Below are 16,963 nucleotides of genomic sequence, written 5' to 3'. Positions count from 1 at the left end.
TTTCGACCGACCAGATCCGCCACGGACCCCACCATGATCTCCGACGATACGACCCAGCAGACTCAGCGCATCAACCAGGACACGCTACGCGAATTCGTAGACCGCAAATGGAACGACGAAATCGTGCCTGCGCTCACGGACTACATCGCGGTGCCGGCCAAAAGTCCGGCGTTCGATCCCGAGTGGGTCAAGCACGGCTATCTCGAGCGCGTGATCACCGACGCGGCGCAATGGGCCGAGCAGCAACCCGTGCGCGGCCTGAAACTTGAAGTGATCCGCTTGCCGGGCCGCACGCCGGTGATCTTCTTCGAAACCGCCGCGACTCGCTCGGGCAGCGACGAAACCATCGTGCTGTACGGCCATCTCGACAAGCAGCCTGAATTCGACGGCTGGCGCAACGACCTCGGCCCGTGGACACCGAAGCTCGAAGACGGCAAGCTGTACGGCCGCGGTGGCGCCGACGACGGCTACGCGATCTACGCGAGCCTCACGGCGCTGGCCGCGCTGGACGCGCAAGGCATCGAGCGTCCGCGCTGTGTCGGTTTGATCGAAACCTGCGAGGAATCGGGGAGCTACGATCTGCTGCCGTACGTCGACGCATTGCGCGAACGGCTCGGCAAAGTCGGTCTCGTCGTGTGTCTCGACTCGGGGGCGGGCAATTACGATCAACTGTGGCTCACCACGTCGCTGCGCGGGCTGGTGGCCGGCGACCTCGAAGTCCAGGTGCTCGACGAAGGGATTCACTCAGGCGGTTACGGCGGCATTGCGCCGTCGAGCTTCCGCATCATGCGGCAACTGTTCGACCGTCTCGAAGACTCCGCCAACGGCACCTTGCTGCCGAAGGGTTTTCACGTTCAGATCCCGGCAGAGCGGTTGCGCGAAGCGGAAGCGACCGCGCAGATTCTCGGCGACGACGTCTGGAAGAAGTTGCCGTGGGCCTGCGGCCAGGACGGCCGTCAGGTGCTGCCCACCACCACCAATCCGCAAGAAGCGCTGCTCAATTCGACATGGCGTCCCTCGCTGTCGGTAACTGGCGCAGCCGGCTTGCCCGCGCTCGCCGATGCCGGCAACGTGCTGCGTCCGCGCACGGCGTTCAAGCTCTCGCTGCGCCTGCCGCCGATGATCGAAGCGGAAAAGGCCGTCGCCGAACTGAAGGCGCTGCTCGAATTCGATCCGCCCTATAACGCCAAGGTCACGTTCAAGCCCGATGCCGGTGCGGCGAGCGGCTGGAGCGCGCCCGATCTTGCCCCGTGGCTCGCCACCGCGCTTAATGACGCGTCGCGCGCGCACTACGGCGCGGACGTGGCCTACATGGGGCAGGGCGGCACGATTCCGTTGATGAACGTGTTGAAGTCGGGCTTCCCGAAGTCGCAGTTCATGGTGTGTGGCGTGCTCGGGCCGAAGTCGAACGCACACGGACCGAACGAGTTCCTGCACGTGCCGTACGGCAAGAAACTGACGGCGGCCGTTGCGCAGGTGATCGCAGCAGCGCCTTGATGAGCGCTTTGCCTTCACCTTTCTTGCAATAACGTTGCGGGCAAATCAGCGGGCGCTATAAGGCGCCCGCGTTTTATTATGCGGATTGAATAGTCCGTCTGCTGGACCACAAATCAGAAAGCAAATCTCCGCAAACACTATTTTCGATTGCATTACCTAATCGAAAGCCATTTCTTTTTCTTTCAAATCCGGCACGAAATTCAGGCTTTGTTCGTTCGCTAATTTATTGCGGCCGACTGTCCAATCCAGGCTTAATTTCGCCCATTTTCGGTGCGCAAGCGTTTGCGCCCGCGCATCTTTCCCCCGTGTCTTTTGCTTCCCCCCAGAGCGCCGCCCGGCGGGGTTTCAAGCGCGGGTTGCATTCATCTGTTGGTTACCCCGCTCCCATCCGATTCCGGTCTGCTTTAGGCTCGCATTGCAATGCCAATGTTTAACCTTAAAGGACCATTCAAAATGAATCTGCATAACCATCACGCCTGCCGCCCGTTCCTCGAGGCCGGTAATTTGTCGCAAATCTCGGCTTACTATGAAGAAGGCCGCAACATCATGTGGATGATGCTGCGGGCACAACCGCGTCCCTGTTTCAATCTCGATCTGGTGCATGACATTCTGGGGCTCGCGCAGGCAGCGCGAGAATCGGGCTTGCCGATCGATTTCTGGGTGACAGGCTCGCTGATTCCAACCATGTTCAACGTCGGGGGCGACCTCGATTTCTTTGCCGACTCGATCCGCTCGGGCAAGCGTCAGGCGCTGATGTCGTACGCGCGGGCCTGTGTCGATTGCGTGCACGCGGCGGCGCGCGGCTTCGACACGGGGGCGATTTCGATCGCGATGGTGGAGGGTACCGCGCTGGGTGGGGGATTTGAGGCGGCCCTCGCGCATCATTTCGTGCTGGCGCAGAACGATGCGCGCATGGGCTTTCCGGAGATCGCATTCAACCTGTTCCCGGGCATGGGCGGCTATTCGCTGGTCGCGCGCAAGGTGGGCATGCGTCTGGCCGAGGAGTTGATCGGCGTGGGCGAATCACACACCGCGGAGTGGCACTTCGGCAAGGGTCTCGTCGATCATCTGTTCGAGCCGGGCGACGCCTATATGGCGACGCGCACGTTCATCGACACGCTCAGGCCGAAGATGAACGGCATCCGCGCGATGCTGCGGGCACGCCAGCGCGTGTTGCAACTCTCGCGCGCCGAGCTGATGGAAATTACCGAGGACTGGGTGGACGCAGCCTTCATGATCGAGGAGAAGGACCTCGCCTTCATGGAGCGGCTGGTGATGTTGCAAAACCGCCGTAATTCAAATTTGCGCCAGACGGCCTCCAGTGCGGCCAATTTCGCCTGAATCGATCCGGTCCCGACGACATCGACCCGCAGCGGGCGCGACACGCCAATTCTGCAAGGGGACTTCTGTCGGCGCGGGGGACTTCCTGTGGGGCGCGGGGCGTGCGGAAGCTCAGGCAATCAGTCTGAGCTTCTGTCTATCCTGCAACCAGCGTTCGAACTCCGCGACCGGCATGGGTTGACCGTACAGGAAGCCCTGCACATACTCGACGCCCAGTCCCTTCATGAACATCTCTTCGGATTCGGTTTCGATGCCTTCGGCGACCACCTTGAAATTCAATTCCTGCGCGACCACGACCATCGAGCGCACCAGGGCCTGAGCTTTGGTGTCGGCATTGATCGAGCGGACGAAACTGCGGTCGAGCTTGATGACGTCGAGCGGAATGCGGCCCAACTGCGAAAGCGACGAATAACCGGTGCCGAAGTCGTCCAGGTGAACCTGGGCGCCGAGCTGGCGGAACTGTGTGATCAGATCGATCGCTGCCGCTTCGTCCTCGATCAGACAGCTCTCGGTGAGTTCCAGGTCGATCAGGCATGGATCGAGACCCGCGCGCTGCAGCGCTTCGCTGAAATGCCGGACCACGGCGGTATCGACCAGTTGCCGTGCCGACACGTTGATCGCGACGCGCAGGTTATAGCCGTCCGCCTTCCATTTGGCGGCTTGCCGCGCGGCCGTTTCCATGACCCAGCGGCCCAGCACGCCGATCAGCCCGGATTCTTCCGCATAGCGGATGAATTCCGCCGGCATGATCTGGCCGCGCTCCGGCGAATTCCAGCGCACCAACGCCTCCGCGCCCTGCACCGCGCCGGTGGCGAGCGTGAGCTTGGGCTGATAGTGCAGCGTCAATTGGCCCTCTTCGAGACCGCGCCGCAAGTTGGTGTCGAGCCACATGTACTCGGCCACCTTGCGGTTCATGTCCGGCGAGAACACGCGATAGGTGCGCTTGCCTTCATCTTTGGCCACGTACATTGCCGTGTCCGCGGAACGGATCAGCGATTCGAGGTTGTCGCCGTGTTCAGGATGCAGCGCGATGCCGATCGAGCAGCCGGTGTAGACCTCGACGAGCCCCAGGCTGAACGGCGTGCGCAGGCGCTCGAGAATGCGCTGCGCGGTGGCTTCGAGATCGTGCGCGGTGCCTTTCGCGGCGAGCACGATGAACTCGTCGCCGCCGAGGCGCGCGAGCGCGTCGCCTTCGTTCAGGCAGGTGCCGATGGCCGCCGACACGTCGCAGATCAGCCGGTCGCCGAAAACGTGGCCGTAGTGGTCGTTGACCTTCTTGAAGTTGTCGAGATCGAGAAACAGCACGCCCACGGATTCGCCTGACCCCGCTTCTTCGATCGCGTCGCGGATCTTGTCCTGAATCGCGTTGCGATTGGCGAGGCCGGTGAGCGAATCGGTGTTCGCCAGTTCAGTGAGCCGATCCTGCGCGAGCCGTTCTTCGGTGATATCGGTGCCCGAGCAGATCAGAAACTGTTCGTCGACACCGCTGCCGCTGTGAACGAACTTGTTGCGAAACAGAAAGAGCCGTTCGCCGCGCAGGGTTTTCACGCGCCGCTCGACTTCGTACGAGACGCCGCGATTGAAGAAACCCGTGATGTTCTGGCTCGACGCCGCGCCCGATTCAGTGGACATGAACAATGCCCACACGTTGCGGCCGACAATGTCTTCTTCCTTGACGCCGGTGAGCTCCTCGGCAAGGCGATTGAAGCGCTGTATTCGGCCGTGCCTGTCGACGATCACCACCACCGAATTGACTTCGGAGACGACCTGTTCGGCGAACGACAGACCGTGGACCAGATCGCGCGCGACTGACTCCGTATCGTCGTAGGCCGAAGCGGTGCCTGCCCACGTATTGCTGGCGAGTTTTTTACCCACGAGGTGCAGGCGCAGCGGTTCGCCGAACAGCCGCACGTCGAGAATCAGATGCGAGGTGATGCCGGTGAGGCAGCGGATTTGCGAGGCCTGTTGGGGATTCAGCGGAATCGCGACATTGGCTGGCACGTCGCCGCTGACGGGCGTGAGTTCCAATGCGTTGCTGTCGTTCGACAGACGCCAGCAAGGGCTGCTTGTGCCGAACTGCGCAAAAAGCACCTGATCGTGTTGGTCGTCGTTCATGAGATCCCCGGGCGGTGTGCCGATGGGCCCCACCATGAGGGTGGATTGGCGGCAAACTGTCTTCATCATACTTAAAGACTGGCCTCATTGTAGCGAAGCAACTCGCGTTCGGCCCTATAAAACGTTAACGATCAGAATGGTCCATGTCTTTAATTTTTTGTTTCGGCCCACATGAGTGCGAAGTCCTTGAAAACGCATAGAAATTGTTTCAGAACCGAATCAAAATCGCTTCAGAATCGTCGGGCCAACATGCTTCGCGCGTGCTCCCGTTGCGCGGGAATGGCTTCAACTTCGGGGGCAAACCAGAATGCACCGGCAATCAGTGTCGCGATAACAACACCGTCCCGATACAGAAGCCGATTTCCCGCCACGGCAGGCACCCGTTCGCCGACCAGCAACGTGCCGGCAAGATTCAAAGGGTCGCTTGCGGCGACACACACGTAGGCACCGTCGTTCGCGTGCCGACGAACTTCCCGCAATAACGGAATTGCTTCCGGCAACGCGAATTGTTCGCCAGCGAGGCCATTCACAAATCGTCCGCCGCGAACCGTGCCGCGCGCTTCGAGGCGTTGGAACACACGCAACAGATCCCGCCACGGCGGCAGCCATTCGGCTTCGCGTTCGAGCAAACGCCAGAACACCACGCCATAACGGCGCAGCAAGGTCATCGCGACGTGTTCGAGTATCTCGGGCGCGAACTGCGGGCGGCGCGCGGGCGCGGTTTCCGGTGCGGCAGCAACGGCTTGCCGGTTGACGAGCGCCCAGCGTCCCGCGTCGTCCATTCCTCCGATCAATGCGCTCGACCTGACACGCCGGCTGCCGGAATAGGCACTGCGTTTGGCGACGGGTTTCAACAGCGCCCGCAAGCCGGCGAAACTGTCGGAATTCACGAGGCCGGCTGCAACCAGTTCGCCTAACGCGTTCTCCAGTTCCATGCGCAGACCGCTGACTTCGGTCAGCAATTCGTCGAAGAACATCGCGCCATGTTGCGATAACGTCTCGTGGACGCGCTGCGCGCGAGCCGATAGCTCCGCTTGCTTCGAGGGGTCGATCAGCGCGCTCCATATGCGTATCCGAGCACGCGGCAACAGCACGATCGGCGTGCTGCGCACCGGTCCCGCGGCACCGCGCGCCCGTTCGGTCAGACGGGTCCAGACGATCTTGCCGGCCCGGCATAGTTCGTCCAGCGAAGTGTTCGCGTACGCCTTCACGCGCGCCGGCAGAATGTCTTCTTCCCATGCGCCCGCCGCGGCCTGAAAGCCCTCCATCTGGTCGAGCACGGCGGCCAGAGCGTCGCGTCCCTCGCTACGGGTGTCCGGCGTCAAATGCTGCCACTCGAACAGAAAGCGCATGAAGTCGTGCCGTTCCACCGGCTCGATCTCGCGTCGCAGGCGTTTCACCGTGTAACGGTGTATCCGCGCAAGCAAATGACGCTCGCACCATTCTTCCTCGCTTGCGCCCGGCGAGAACCGGCCACGCATCACGTAACCTTCCGCCTCGAGGCGCGTCAAGGTCTGCTCAACGGATGCCACGGGCAGCCGCAGCGCTTGTGCAATCGCGTACACCGGCAGCGGGCCGAAACCGGTCAGCCGGGCGCGCAGCACGTCGAGCAGGGCGTCGTCGGTGTTCCAGGCGTCGGTGAAGCCCTTCGGTGCGGTGAGCGGCGGTTCGAACGGGGCGTCGGGATAGAGCGCCTGAAAACAGGTCAGGCGCTCGGCGGGCAGCCACAGGGTGTCGTCGGCGGCGATCCGCAGGCAGGTTGCGCGGCCGGATTCGGCAAGCGGCGCGAGCCATGCCGGCCAGCCTTCATTGTTGCGCGCTTCGGTCCCGGTGATGCAGGCGAGGCCCGTCAACGCTTCGTGCATCTCGTCGGCGGAGCGCACCTGCGGCCATGCTTCGCCGCGCACGCTGTGGATGGCGTCGGCGTCGAGCGCACCCAGGTCGTCGGCGCTGGCAGGATCGGTCCAGCGCCGGTTCAGCACGGCTTGCGTGCGGCGCTCCTCGATCGGTGCGTCGTCGAGAAAGGCATACGGCCTGGCGTTGAGGATTTCGGCGGCAAGCGGCGAGGGCGCCGGTAAATCGCGGGCGATCAGGTGCACGTCGCCCTGTTCGATACGACGCAGCAAAGCAAGCCAGCGTTCAGTGTCCATCGCTTCGTGCAGACAGTCGTCGACGGTTTGGTCCACTAACGGATGGCGCGGGAGCTCCCGTTCGCCGACGATGTTCTCCAGGCACGCGGCTTGCTCGGGAAACACGCTCGCCAGTAAATCTTCGCTACGCATGCGCTGCAATTGCGGCGGGGTCTTGCGTCCGCCGGTATAACGCGGCAGGCCGAGCGCGGTGGTCGCGTTCCAGCGCCAGCGCACGCCGAACAGCGGCGCGTCGAGCAGCGCCTGGATCAGCAGATGCTCGGCGCTGTTCGAATGCAGATAACGCCACACTTCGTCGAGTACGAACGAATGGCTGCCGGTCAGCGAGAGGATGATCGCGTCTTCGGTGGCGGCGGCTTGCAGTTCGAAGTTGAAGGTCCGGCAAAAGCGCTTGCGCAACGCAAGACCCCACGCGCGGTTCACGCGGCTGCCGAACGGCGCGTGGATCACCAGTTGCGTGCCGCCGGATTCGTCGAAAAAGCGCTCCATGACCAGCGTGTTTTGCGTCGGCAGCACGCTTAGCGCCGCGCGCGCCCGGGCGAGATAGTCGGCGATCTGGCGAGCGGCGGCTTCGTCGAGATCGAGGGTGTCGACGAGCCAGTCGACTGCGCGCTGGAGGCGCGCGGCCATGGAGCCGGCGTCGGCCGCCGTCCCGTCGAGCAGGCGCTCGATCTGCTCACGCAAGCGCGCCACGCCGAACGACAGTTCATCGCTGCGCCCCGGCGCCTCACCCAGCCAGAACGGAATATTCGGCGGCTGCCCCTGTGCGTCCTCGACTCTCACGCGCCCGCTCTCGATGCGCAGAATCCGGTACGACGCATTGCCGAGTTGAAACACATCGCCGGCCAGACTCTCGACGGCGAAATCCTCGTTGACAGTGCCGATATTGATCGCCTGCGGTTCGAGGATCACCGCATAGTCGGCATTCTCGGGAATCGTGCCGCCAGACGTCACGGCAACCAGTTTGCCGCCACGCCGGCTGCGCAACGTGCCGCTCACCACGTCGCGATGAATATAGGCGCCGCGCGGGCCGTTGCGGCTGGTATAGCCTTCAGCCAGCATGCGCAGCACGGCGTCGTATTGCTCCCGTTCGAGGTCTGCGTAGGGGGCAGCCCGCCGCATCATCTCGAAGAGGGCGTCTTCGCTCCATTCGGCGCTCGATATCTCGGCGACGATCTGTTGGGCAAGCACGTCGAGCGGCGCGCGTGGAATCCGCAATGCGTCGAGCTCGCCCCGCCGCACGCAGTCGAGCAGCGCCGCGCATTCGATCAGATCGTCGCGCGAAGCCGGGAACAGCCGGCCCTTCGGCATGCCGCCGACATGGTGGCCCGAGCGCCCCACACGCTGCAGGAACGGCGCGATCGCGCGCGGCGAGCCCATCTGGCAAACCAGATCGACGTCGCCGATGTCGATACCCAGTTCCAGCGAGGCGGTGGCGATCAGCACCCGCAACTCGCCGCGTTTCAGACGCTGCTCGGCGTCGAAACGATGCTCTTTGGCAAGACTGCCGTGATGCGCGGCGACCACGTCCTTGCCCAGACGCTCGCTCAGATGGCGCGCGGCGCGCTCGGCCATGCGGCGCGTGTTGACGAAAATCAGCGTGGTGCGATGCATCGCGACCAGTTCGGCGAGCCGGTCGTATACGCGTTCCCACACTTCGTTGGGCATCACCGCTTCGAGCGGCACCGGCGGAATTTCCAGCGCAAGATCGCGTTCGCGGATGTGGCCCACGTCGACGATCGCGCAGTCCGCGGGAATGGCGCTTTCGATGCTTGCGCCGCCCACCAGAAAGCGTGCGACCGCGCTAACGGGTTTTTGCGTCGCCGACAGACCAATCCGGGGCAAGCGCCGCTCGCACAGCGCGTCGAGCCGTTCGAGGCTGAGCGCCAGGTGACTGCCGCGTTTGCTGCCGGCGAGCGCATGAATTTCGTCGACGATCACCGTGCGCACGGTCGACAGCATGCGGCGGCCGGAATCTGAACCGAGCAGGACGTACAGCGATTCCGGCGTGGTCACGAGAATGTGCGGCGCGCGTTTTTTCAGGGCGTTGCGCTCCTGCTGCGTGGTGTCGCCGGTGCGCACGGCGGTACGGATTTCGAGCGGCGGCAGGCCGCGCGCGTCGAGTTCCGCGGCGATGCCCTGCAGTGGCACTTCCAGATTGATGCGGATGTCGTTGGACAGCGCTTTGAGCGGCGAGACGTAGACCACCAGGGTTTCGTCGGGCAGGGCGCCGTGGCTGGCGAGGCCCTGCTGGACCAGTTCGTCGAGCGCGGACAGGAAGGCGGTGAGGGTTTTGCCCGAACCGGTGGGCGCGGCGACCAGCGTTGAGCGCCCGCTGCGAATCTGTGGCCAGGCCTCCGCCTGGGCGTCGGTGGGAGCGGGGAAGGTCTTCAGGAACCAGCCGGCGACCGCGGGATGGAAGTCATCCAGCGCGCCGGCCGTTAGAGGCCTGGAAGCGTGACCCCACGTGGCGTCGGGCGCGGTCCGCGATGCCGGATCGAAGCTGGAAGAATCAGAGGGCGCGCACAAGGCTGTCGCGGATGTCGAGGCCGAAGTCATGCTGGCATAAGTGGGGGCGCGGCGTGCCATATCCAGAGGGCGGCAAGCGCCGCCCTGTTACGAAGATCAGCGATCAGTCTGGCAGGTTTTTGCCGGCTGTGCCGGGGGAAAGCGTTCGGTGGCTACCAATGAGGCGTGTCGCGCCCTGTCGAAACCGGCCAACTGCAGTACTCTGTACGACTCCCCGATTCACGAATCCATGATGGAGTCTCGACGATGCGATACAACCCGTTAGGCCGTACTGGTGTGTTTGTTTCAGAGCTATGCCTGGGCACGATGACTTTTGGCGGGGGCGAAGGCATCTGGAAGCAGATCGGCGATCTGCAGCAAGGGGATGCGGAACGGCTGGTCGGCCGCGCGCTCGACGCGGGCATCAATTTCATCGACACAGCCGATGTCTACGCGGAGGGGCTGTCCGAACAGATCACGGGTCAGGCGCTGAAGAACCTTAAGGTGCCGCGCGACCAGGTGGTGGTCGCAACCAAGGTATTCGGCCCGACAGCAGAATTTCCGAATGCACGTGGCGCTTCGCGCTATCACATCATCGACGGTGTCAAGGCGAGCCTGAAGCGCTTGCAACTCGATCACGTCGACCTGTATCAGATCCACGGTTTCGACCCGGCTACGCCGATCGAAGAAACGGTGCGCGCGCTCGATACGCTGGTTCAGCATGGCCATGTACGTTATGTCGGCGTGTCGAACTGGGCCGCGTGGCAGATCGTGAAAGCGCTTGGCATCGCGGAGCGCCTTGGCCTCGCGCGCTTTGAAACGCTACAGGCGTATTACACGCTGGCGGGACGCGACCTCGAACGCGAACTCGTGCCGATGCTGCGCAGCGAAGGTCTTGGGCTGATGGTGTGGAGTCCGCTCGCGGGCGGCCTGCTGAGCGGCAAATATGGCCGCGAGCAGCAGGGTGAAGCAGGCAGTCGCCGCGCGACGTTCGATTTTCCACCGGTCAATCGCGAGCGCGCTTATGACTGCATCGACGTGATGCGTGATCTCGCGGAGACGAAGAACGTCTCGGTGGCGCAGATCGCGCTCGCGTGGCTGCTGCATCAACGCGCGGTGACCACGGTGATCGTCGGGGCGAAAAAAATCGGGCAACTCGACGACAACATTTCCGCCACCGGCGTCGCGCTGAGTGCTGACGAGCTTGCCAGACTCGATCAGGTCAGCACGCTGCCGGCCGAGTACCCGGGCTGGATGCTGGAGCGCCAGGGCGAGGCGCGCCGCAAGCAGCTTGCAGAAGCGCGTCACCCGCTATAAGGCCTCGCAATAGGTGAGGGAAGCCGCCGCTTCCCTCACGCCGCGGGTTTGCTGTCCGCTTGATAAGCGGCGACGGCGTCCATGGTGCGTGCCGAGTACACCATGGCGGCGCCCGCGTTCACGGCGATCGCCACGCCCAGCGCTTCGGCGATTTCTTCACGTGTCGCGCCGTGTTTCAGCGCTTCGGCTGTGTGAACGGTGATACAGCCGTCGCATCGCACGGTCACTGCCACCGCGAGCGAAATCAGCTCGCGCGTCTTCGCGCCGAGCAGGTCGGCCTTCTGGCCTGCGCCCGACATCGTTTGATAGGCCTTCACGGTATCCGGCGACAGTTTGGCGATCTCGCCGATGCGGCCGAACAGTTCTTTGCGGTAATCGATCCAGTTCAACATGACAGCGCTCCTTGGTGGGCAGCAAGCCGGCGGGTGCCGGTGCCGTGAGACAAAGTATTGCGCTGCGCCGCGACATCCTGAATACTCGATTCGCTCAACTTTTAGCGCGATCGTCTCATGGACACACTCAGCCGGCTGATCGACCTTGCCCGGCCGCAAGCCAGCCTCGATTTGCGCTGCCTGCTCACGGGGGGCTTCGACATCGATCACGCGCCGATGGAGGCGGGGGTTGCGCCCTTTCATCTGGTGCTGGACGGCGCCTGTGTGGTCGAGACCGCGAGCGGCGCACAGATTGAATTGCGGGCAGGGGATTTCATGCTGTTTCCGCGCGGCGCCGCGCATCGGGTGCGCGATGTCGGGCGGGCCGCCGCCGGTGCGCCGCTCACGCTGAGTCACGACGGCATGCTGCCTGTGCGACGTAATGACGGACACGGCGCCGGGCACAATCGCGCTGCCGGCGATGCCAGCCGCGCAGCACGTGAACACCTCGGCAATGACGCCGATACGTCCCATTCCAACGGCGAGCGCAATATCGGCGTGGATCTGGATCTTCTATGCGGCCGGTTCGTCCACGCACCCGGTTCCTCCGCGTTGCTGCTCAACGCGTTGCCTGATCCTCTTCATGTGTCGCTCGGCGGCGTGCAAACGCTCGGTGCGTTGCAGACCGTGATCACGCTGATGCGCACTGAAGCCGAACACCGTCAGCCCGGCGCGCTTGCGATCGTTACCGCACTGAGCCTCGCACTGTTCGCGATGGCTTTGCGCGTGCATGGCGAACGGAATGCATCCGGTTCAGGTGTGCTGGCGCTGCTGGCCGATGCGCGTCTGGGCGCGTCGGTGCAAGGCATGCTGAGCGCGCCCGAGCGGCCGTGGACGATTGCGGCGCTAGGTGCGATGGCGGCCATGTCCCGTGCGACTTACGCGCGTCACTTCAACGAACGTGCGGGCATGACGGTGATGGACTTTCTCACGCAGGTTCGCATGACCATTGCATGCGATTTGCTGCGGCGCACGCAGCGCAGTGCCGCGGAGATCGGCGAGGCAGTGGGGTATCAATCGGAAGCGGCTTTCGGCAAGGCGTTCCAGCAGAGCATCGGCGCGACGCCGGGACGTTACCGGCGTCAGCCGCAGGAGCGCGAACCGAACGTGGTCTAGGCCTTCCGGGGTCTGCCGAGCCAGCGCTTCTCGAGCCACGACATGATCCAGGTCACCAGCAATGCGCAGACCGTACCCAGCGTAACTTCGCCGAGGCGAAGCAGGGCCTTGTCCCACGGCGAACCGACGCCCGGCACCAGCAGCATGATGGTCGCCGTAATGCCGCCCAGGCGCGCGGCGCTCCCCACGTTCACGACCCAGCACGTCACGATTGCCACCGCGACCGTGGCCGCGTAAGCCGCCAGATTGCCACCGCCGAGCGTTGCGCCGACGAGGCCGCAGACGCCGCCCACCATCGCGCCAATGAACTGGTCGCGCGAGAGATTGCGGGTGTCGATATAACTATGCTGGCTCACCGCGATCGCCGTAATCGCGGCCCAGAATGCCTGTTCAGTGTGCAGCCAGCGGCCGATCGCGAAAGCGAGGCTTGCACCGGCCACCGCCTGCGCGGCCATCGCGGCGCCTTCGGCCAGCCGGTCGCCCAGCGGCAGCGACTTGAGAAACGCAAACAGCGAATTGGCGGCGTTCGTCCGTGCTGCACGTCTTGAATCGTCGGGAGCGGTCATCGAATGGGGGAGCCTGTTGCAGCACGAAGGACCCGTATTCTAGCGACTCCGATTCTTGCCCGGCCGGATGGGGGGACAAGGGCCGACATGCAGGCGAGGGACGCGCGGCCGGTTTTGAAAACATCGTGTTCGATGTACGGAGAACTGAGCAACCGGTGTTTCATCGATTTTTCCCTCGATTATTTCCCTCGATCGGCAGGAAAAATTCCCCACGAGGCATAGCCCTTGCTGAGTACCTGCCATGCAGGCTGACGACAGCGTGGATAGTAGCGTGCTCAACGTGCTCAACGTGCTATCAGGCCGCCGGGTGGCCCGGCCCGCTTCGATAGAAGTGCTCACCAGGGAGAAAATGCATGACATTCCGGTATTCCCTACATCACCTCGCGGTGACGCAGCAACTCGCCGGCGCCATGAAGGGTTCGTCATGAGCGCGACCCTGCCGCGACCGGCCTATGAGGATTCCCTTATGCACATTACTTTTCCCGACGACCAGCCGGTCTTCGACGGAGCCAATCTGACCGTGCGGTTCATGGCGCGTGTCGATGGCGAAGCGCTGGTGTGCGCGATCACTGCCGAGGCGCTGGAAGATCATTTCGGCGCCGATTCCGCACTCGAATCCGCCCTGATGGAGGCGTTCGACAAGGGGCGCAACCGCATCTGTTCAGTTTGCGCGGAAGCACTCGACCGGAACGGCGCAGAAGGCGTAGTGTTGCATAGTGGACTGTTCAGAGTGGAAGGCATGGAACCCGATCGCGGCGCTGCCGCATAGTTCGGGTGTGTGCCTGCCGCCTTGCGCGTATTTCCGGCGCAACGGCTGTGCGGCGGCGTGGTCCGCAAAACGCCATTCAACGATGCAAGGAGGCCTTATGTCACTCATCGTCGCAGCACGGTTTACGACGTTCCCTGCCGCTGAAGACGCGGCGCAAAAGCTCTTTAACGCAGGTTTCGTCGAAGAAGACGTCACGCTGTTTTTTGTCAATCCACGCGGCCAGCACGCGCGTTATCCGATCGGCGGCGACACCGCCACCGACGCGGCCGCGAAGGACGCGCCAAAAGGCGCGGGCATGGGTGTCACCATCGGCGCGGTAGTGGGAGCGGTGGTCGGCGTCGCGATCTTTGCGAGCTTCGCGGCGCCTTTGCTCGTGTCGCTGATTGCGGCCGGCGTGGGTGCTTATGTTGGCTCGCTGGCCGGGGCCATGGCACGCACCCGCGAAGGCGGCCATGTTGGCCACCATGTGCCATTTCATCAGGAAATGCGCGATTCCGGCGTGCTGGTCGCCGTTCATGTGTCGCCCGACAATCAGTTCGACGCTGCGCGCGTGTTGCGCGAAGCCGGCGGCGCGGCGATCGAACGCGCGAGCGGGCGCTGGCAGCAGGGGCGTTGGGCTGATTTTGATCCGCGCAGGACGCCCGAACCGCTTAGCGAATTCAGCGAGAAGCACGCTTGAGCGATGTGAAGCAAGGGAATGCTTTCGTTTGAGCGAGTGCGAGTAAAGAAGCGGCGGATAACGCGGCAGATGACAAAACGGCCCGACACATGTCGGGCCGTTTTGCATTCCACGGAGAAGTCTCGCGCTGTTAGTCGGCGACGATCTTCAGATGGTTCTTCACGCTCGAGACGCCGTCGACGCCTTTCACGACCTCTCCCGCCGCGGCCTTGTCGTCGGTGCTCGGCACGGAACCCGTGAGCCACACCACACCCTTGCGGGTCTTCACGTGAATGTGGGTCGACTTGACGTTCTTCGCACTGAGCAGTTCAGCCTTGGCCTTGGTGGTGATGGTGCCGTCGTCGACGTGCTGGCCGATGGTTTCCGATCCGGCCGACGGGGCTGAAGCACTGGTTTGCGCCGTGGCGTTCAGTGCGAATGCAACACAGGCGATGCTGCCGGCGGTCTTCAGAAGTCGAATAGTCTTCATGGTTTCTCCATTGAGTATTGATGAAGGATGCGATCAACGATGCGGTCCGGTTGCCTGCGATCATCCGTATGCAAAGACCTGCACCTGTCCACACCGGACTCATCCGCAAGGTGTGTGCCCGGCCCGCCGGGTCAAAGCTCGATGTGGGGAATTCCGTTACGGCATAAGCATTTAGCCTGAAGAATAGGGAAGAAGCGGGCAGCGGCCGGTCCAGCTCGTCAACCCGTGGCCCGCAGGCCGCGCGACCGGAAATTGCCGGGCGCTTGTAAAAAATGGGGCACGCCGGTTGCGCAATCGATGGACCTGAAACGGCAAACCTTAGAAAAAACAGCGTGTTGGACAAACTGGTATGACAGTTGCTCTATTGAGGTCACGTACGATTTTTCAGCTATTCACGGGACCTCACTACAATGCCGTCAATTGAACTCCGCACAAGGCAGTCTCTCGCACTCACGCCTCGTCTGCAGCAATCGGTGCGTCTGTTGCAGTTGTCGTCTCTTGAGTTCCAGCAGGAGCTGCGCACCGCGCTCGACACCAATCCGTTTCTCGAGTACGACTCGAGCGACACGGAAGACGTCGCGCTCGCCACCACGACGCCAGGCGATGACGCGAGCGCCACGCCTGCCACGGACCAGATCGCGACAGCCGAATCGGAAATGCCGCCGGCTGAAACCAGCGGTAGCGACACGATGGAGAGCGCCGGGCAGGACGACATGCCTGGCGATTTTTCGGGCGACTACAGTAGCCGTGGCTCGATGCGCCAGAACGGCGATTCGGACAATAGCGATCCCGCTGAATGGGCGCGTAGCCAACCGAGCTTGCGCGAACAATTGCACGACTCGCTGCGTCTATATCGGCTCGACGACCGTGACCGCGCGGTCGCTCGCTTCATCATCGAGGCACTCGATGATGACGGCTATCTGCGTCAGGAGCTTCGCGACCTTGCGGACAGTGTCGAGCTCCAGCCTGAATTGACCGAAGAGGAATTACGGGTCGCGCTGCGTCTCGTGCAATCGCTCGATCGCCCGGGTCTCGGCGCTCGCTCGCTGTCCGAATGCCTGTCCTTGCAAGTCGACGCCTTGCCTGCTGATACGCCGGGACGCGATGTGGCGCGGCAGATCGTCGAGCATCATCTTGAACGTCTTGCGCGCCGCGAACAGGCAGAACTGCAAAAGCAGATCGGCTGCAGCGCCACGGAACTGCGCGTGGCCTGCGCGCTGGTACGCAAGCTCGATCCGAAACCGGGCGACTGCTACGGCCGTGCCGACGACAATTACGTGGTGCCGGACGTCATCGTGCGCCAGGTGCGCAACAGGTGGGCCGTCTCGATCAATCCGGCTGTGCAGCCGCGCGCCCGCATCCATCGCATGTATGCCGAGTTGTTCGCGCAGTCGGCCGGTGCGAGCCGCTCGCCGCTCGCGCAACAATTGCAGGAAGCGCGCTGGCTGATCCGCAATGCGCAGCAGCGCTTCGATACGATTCAGCGCGTGGCCGAGTGCATCGTCACGCATCAGAAGGCCTTCTTCCAGTACGGTGAAATCGCGCTCAAGCCAATGGTTCTGCGCGACGTGGCCGAGGAACTCGGTCTGCACGAGTCCACCATCTCGCGCGCGACCGGCAACAAATATATGGCCACCCCGCGCGGCATTTTCGAGTTCAAACATTTCTTCCCGCGCGAGCTCGGTACGGAAAGCGGCGGCACCTGTTCGGCCGCGGCCGTGCGCGCGCTGCTCAAGGAAATGATCGCGGCGGAAAACACGCGCGATCCGCTGTCGGATGTGACGCTTGCCAGGATGCTCGCGGATCAGGGCGTGCTGGTGGCGCGGCGCACGGTTGCGAAGTACCGCCATCTGATGAAGGTGCCGCCGGCCGAACTGCGCCGCCAGGTTTAAACGGACTTAGCTCCTGGTAAAACAGCGCTTCACCGGAGAGTCACGCGAGACTGACCGCTCGCGTGACTCTTTTTCGTATCTGGACGTTTCGCGCGTGCCCCATTACATTGGCG

At 63.2% G+C, this 16,963-nt stretch carries 12 protein-coding genes; 7 read left to right on the top strand and 5 right to left on the bottom strand.

Going from position 1 to position 16,963, the window contains the following annotated elements:
- Positions 1-33: 33 nt before the first annotated feature.
- Together PQR67_RS14210 and PQR67_RS14205 are read left to right on the top strand one after the other, a co-directional pair.
- Complete coding sequence (locus PQR67_RS14210) at positions 34-1,497, top strand: M20 family metallopeptidase (RefSeq protein WP_408459902.1); 1,464 nt, start codon at positions 34-36, stop codon at positions 1,495-1,497.
- A 453-nt stretch (positions 1,498-1,950) separates the two neighbouring features.
- Positions 1,951-2,838 (top strand): crotonase/enoyl-CoA hydratase family protein, encoded by an 888-nt coding sequence (locus PQR67_RS14205; protein WP_408459899.1) that lies wholly within the window; start codon positions 1,951-1,953, stop codon positions 2,836-2,838.
- A gap of 111 nt (positions 2,839-2,949) precedes the next feature.
- Here PQR67_RS14205 and pdeR read toward each other — a convergent pair whose 3' ends face one another.
- Positions 2,950-4,953, bottom strand: a complete 2,004-nt coding sequence (gene pdeR / locus PQR67_RS14200) for a cyclic di-GMP phosphodiesterase (RefSeq protein WP_408459896.1) — start codon at positions 4,951-4,953, stop codon at positions 2,950-2,952.
- Between the two features lie 230 nt (positions 4,954-5,183).
- Positions 5,184-9,692: a DEAD/DEAH box helicase gene (locus tag PQR67_RS14195; protein ID WP_408459893.1), complete on the bottom strand. Its 4,509-nt coding sequence runs from the start codon at positions 9,690-9,692 to the stop codon at positions 5,184-5,186.
- 186 nt (positions 9,693-9,878) lie between these two features.
- On the opposite strand from PQR67_RS14195, the gene PQR67_RS14190 reads away from it, so the two are divergent.
- Positions 9,879-10,928 (top strand): aldo/keto reductase, encoded by a 1,050-nt coding sequence (locus tag PQR67_RS14190; protein WP_408459890.1) that lies wholly within the window; start codon positions 9,879-9,881, stop codon positions 10,926-10,928.
- A gap of 35 nt (positions 10,929-10,963) precedes the next feature.
- Here the strand turns inward: PQR67_RS14190 and PQR67_RS14185 are convergent, their stop codons facing one another.
- Complete coding sequence (locus tag PQR67_RS14185; RefSeq protein ID WP_074287331.1) at positions 10,964-11,320, bottom strand: carboxymuconolactone decarboxylase family protein; 357 nt, start codon at positions 11,318-11,320, stop codon at positions 10,964-10,966.
- Positions 11,321-11,437: 117 nt separating this feature from the next.
- Here PQR67_RS14185 and PQR67_RS14180 point away from each other — a divergent pair, with 117 nt between their 5' ends.
- Positions 11,438-12,475, top strand: coding sequence for a cupin domain-containing protein (locus PQR67_RS14180; RefSeq protein ID WP_408459888.1), 1,038 nt, complete (start codon positions 11,438-11,440; stop codon positions 12,473-12,475).
- Here PQR67_RS14180 and PQR67_RS14175 read toward each other — a convergent pair.
- Positions 12,472-13,041: an FUSC family protein gene (locus PQR67_RS14175; protein ID WP_408459885.1), complete on the bottom strand. Its 570-nt coding sequence runs from the start codon at positions 13,039-13,041 to the stop codon at positions 12,472-12,474. The two genes, PQR67_RS14180 and PQR67_RS14175, sit on opposite strands and share 4 nt — an antisense overlap.
- Before the next feature lie 424 nt (positions 13,042-13,465).
- Between PQR67_RS14175 and PQR67_RS14170 the strand changes: the two genes are divergently transcribed.
- Both PQR67_RS14170 and PQR67_RS14165 read left to right on the top strand, forming a co-directional pair.
- Positions 13,466-13,810: a DUF1488 family protein gene (locus PQR67_RS14170; protein ID WP_408460331.1), complete on the top strand. Its 345-nt coding sequence runs from the start codon at positions 13,466-13,468 to the stop codon at positions 13,808-13,810.
- A 97-nt stretch (positions 13,811-13,907) separates the two neighbouring features.
- Positions 13,908-14,489 carry a hypothetical protein gene (locus tag PQR67_RS14165; RefSeq protein ID WP_408459882.1) on the top strand — a complete coding sequence of 194 codons (582 nt, stop codon included), beginning with the start codon at positions 13,908-13,910 and terminating at the stop codon, positions 14,487-14,489.
- A gap of 130 nt (positions 14,490-14,619) precedes the next feature.
- Here PQR67_RS14165 and PQR67_RS14160 read toward each other — a convergent pair whose 3' ends face one another.
- Positions 14,620-14,958: a BON domain-containing protein gene (locus PQR67_RS14160; RefSeq protein WP_408459879.1), complete on the bottom strand. Its 339-nt coding sequence runs from the start codon at positions 14,956-14,958 to the stop codon at positions 14,620-14,622.
- Between the two features lie 410 nt (positions 14,959-15,368).
- Here PQR67_RS14160 and PQR67_RS14155 point away from each other — a divergent pair, with 410 nt between their 5' ends.
- Positions 15,369-16,850: an RNA polymerase factor sigma-54 gene (locus PQR67_RS14155; protein ID WP_408459876.1), complete on the top strand. Its 1,482-nt coding sequence runs from the start codon at positions 15,369-15,371 to the stop codon at positions 16,848-16,850.
- Positions 16,851-16,963 lie beyond the last annotated feature (113 nt).

It is taken from the genome of Paraburkholderia fungorum, assembly GCF_046026025.1.
Taxonomy (GTDB): Bacteria; Pseudomonadota; Gammaproteobacteria; order Burkholderiales; family Burkholderiaceae; genus Paraburkholderia; species Paraburkholderia fungorum_E.
This window is presented reverse-complemented; position numbering and strand designations above follow the sequence as displayed.

What these genes read in the sequence shown, in the direction of transcription:
- PQR67_RS14210 (WP_408459902.1), top strand. Translation starts at nt 34, where the DNA reads ATGATCTCCGACGATACGACCCAGCAGACTCAGCGCATCAACCAGGAC.
- PQR67_RS14205 (WP_408459899.1), top strand. Translation starts at nt 1,951, where the DNA reads ATGAATCTGCATAACCATCACGCCTGCCGCCCGTTCCTCGAGGCCGGT.
- pdeR (WP_408459896.1), bottom strand. Translation starts at nt 4,953, where the DNA reads ATGAACGACGACCAACACGATCAGGTGCTTTTTGCGCAGTTCGGCACA.
- PQR67_RS14195 (WP_408459893.1), bottom strand. Translation starts at nt 9,692, where the DNA reads ATGGCACGCCGCGCCCCCACTTATGCCAGCATGACTTCGGCCTCGACA.
- PQR67_RS14190 (WP_408459890.1), top strand. Translation starts at nt 9,879, where the DNA reads ATGCGATACAACCCGTTAGGCCGTACTGGTGTGTTTGTTTCAGAGCTA.
- PQR67_RS14185 (WP_074287331.1), bottom strand. Translation starts at nt 11,320, where the DNA reads ATGTTGAACTGGATCGATTACCGCAAAGAACTGTTCGGCCGCATCGGC.
- PQR67_RS14180 (WP_408459888.1), top strand. Translation starts at nt 11,438, where the DNA reads ATGGACACACTCAGCCGGCTGATCGACCTTGCCCGGCCGCAAGCCAGC.
- PQR67_RS14175 (WP_408459885.1), bottom strand. Translation starts at nt 13,041, where the DNA reads ATGACCGCTCCCGACGATTCAAGACGTGCAGCACGGACGAACGCCGCC.
- PQR67_RS14170 (WP_408460331.1), top strand. Translation starts at nt 13,466, where the DNA reads ATGAGCGCGACCCTGCCGCGACCGGCCTATGAGGATTCCCTTATGCAC.
- PQR67_RS14165 (WP_408459882.1), top strand. Translation starts at nt 13,908, where the DNA reads ATGTCACTCATCGTCGCAGCACGGTTTACGACGTTCCCTGCCGCTGAA.
- PQR67_RS14160 (WP_408459879.1), bottom strand. Translation starts at nt 14,958, where the DNA reads ATGAAGACTATTCGACTTCTGAAGACCGCCGGCAGCATCGCCTGTGTT.
- PQR67_RS14155 (WP_408459876.1), top strand. Translation starts at nt 15,369, where the DNA reads ATGCCGTCAATTGAACTCCGCACAAGGCAGTCTCTCGCACTCACGCCT.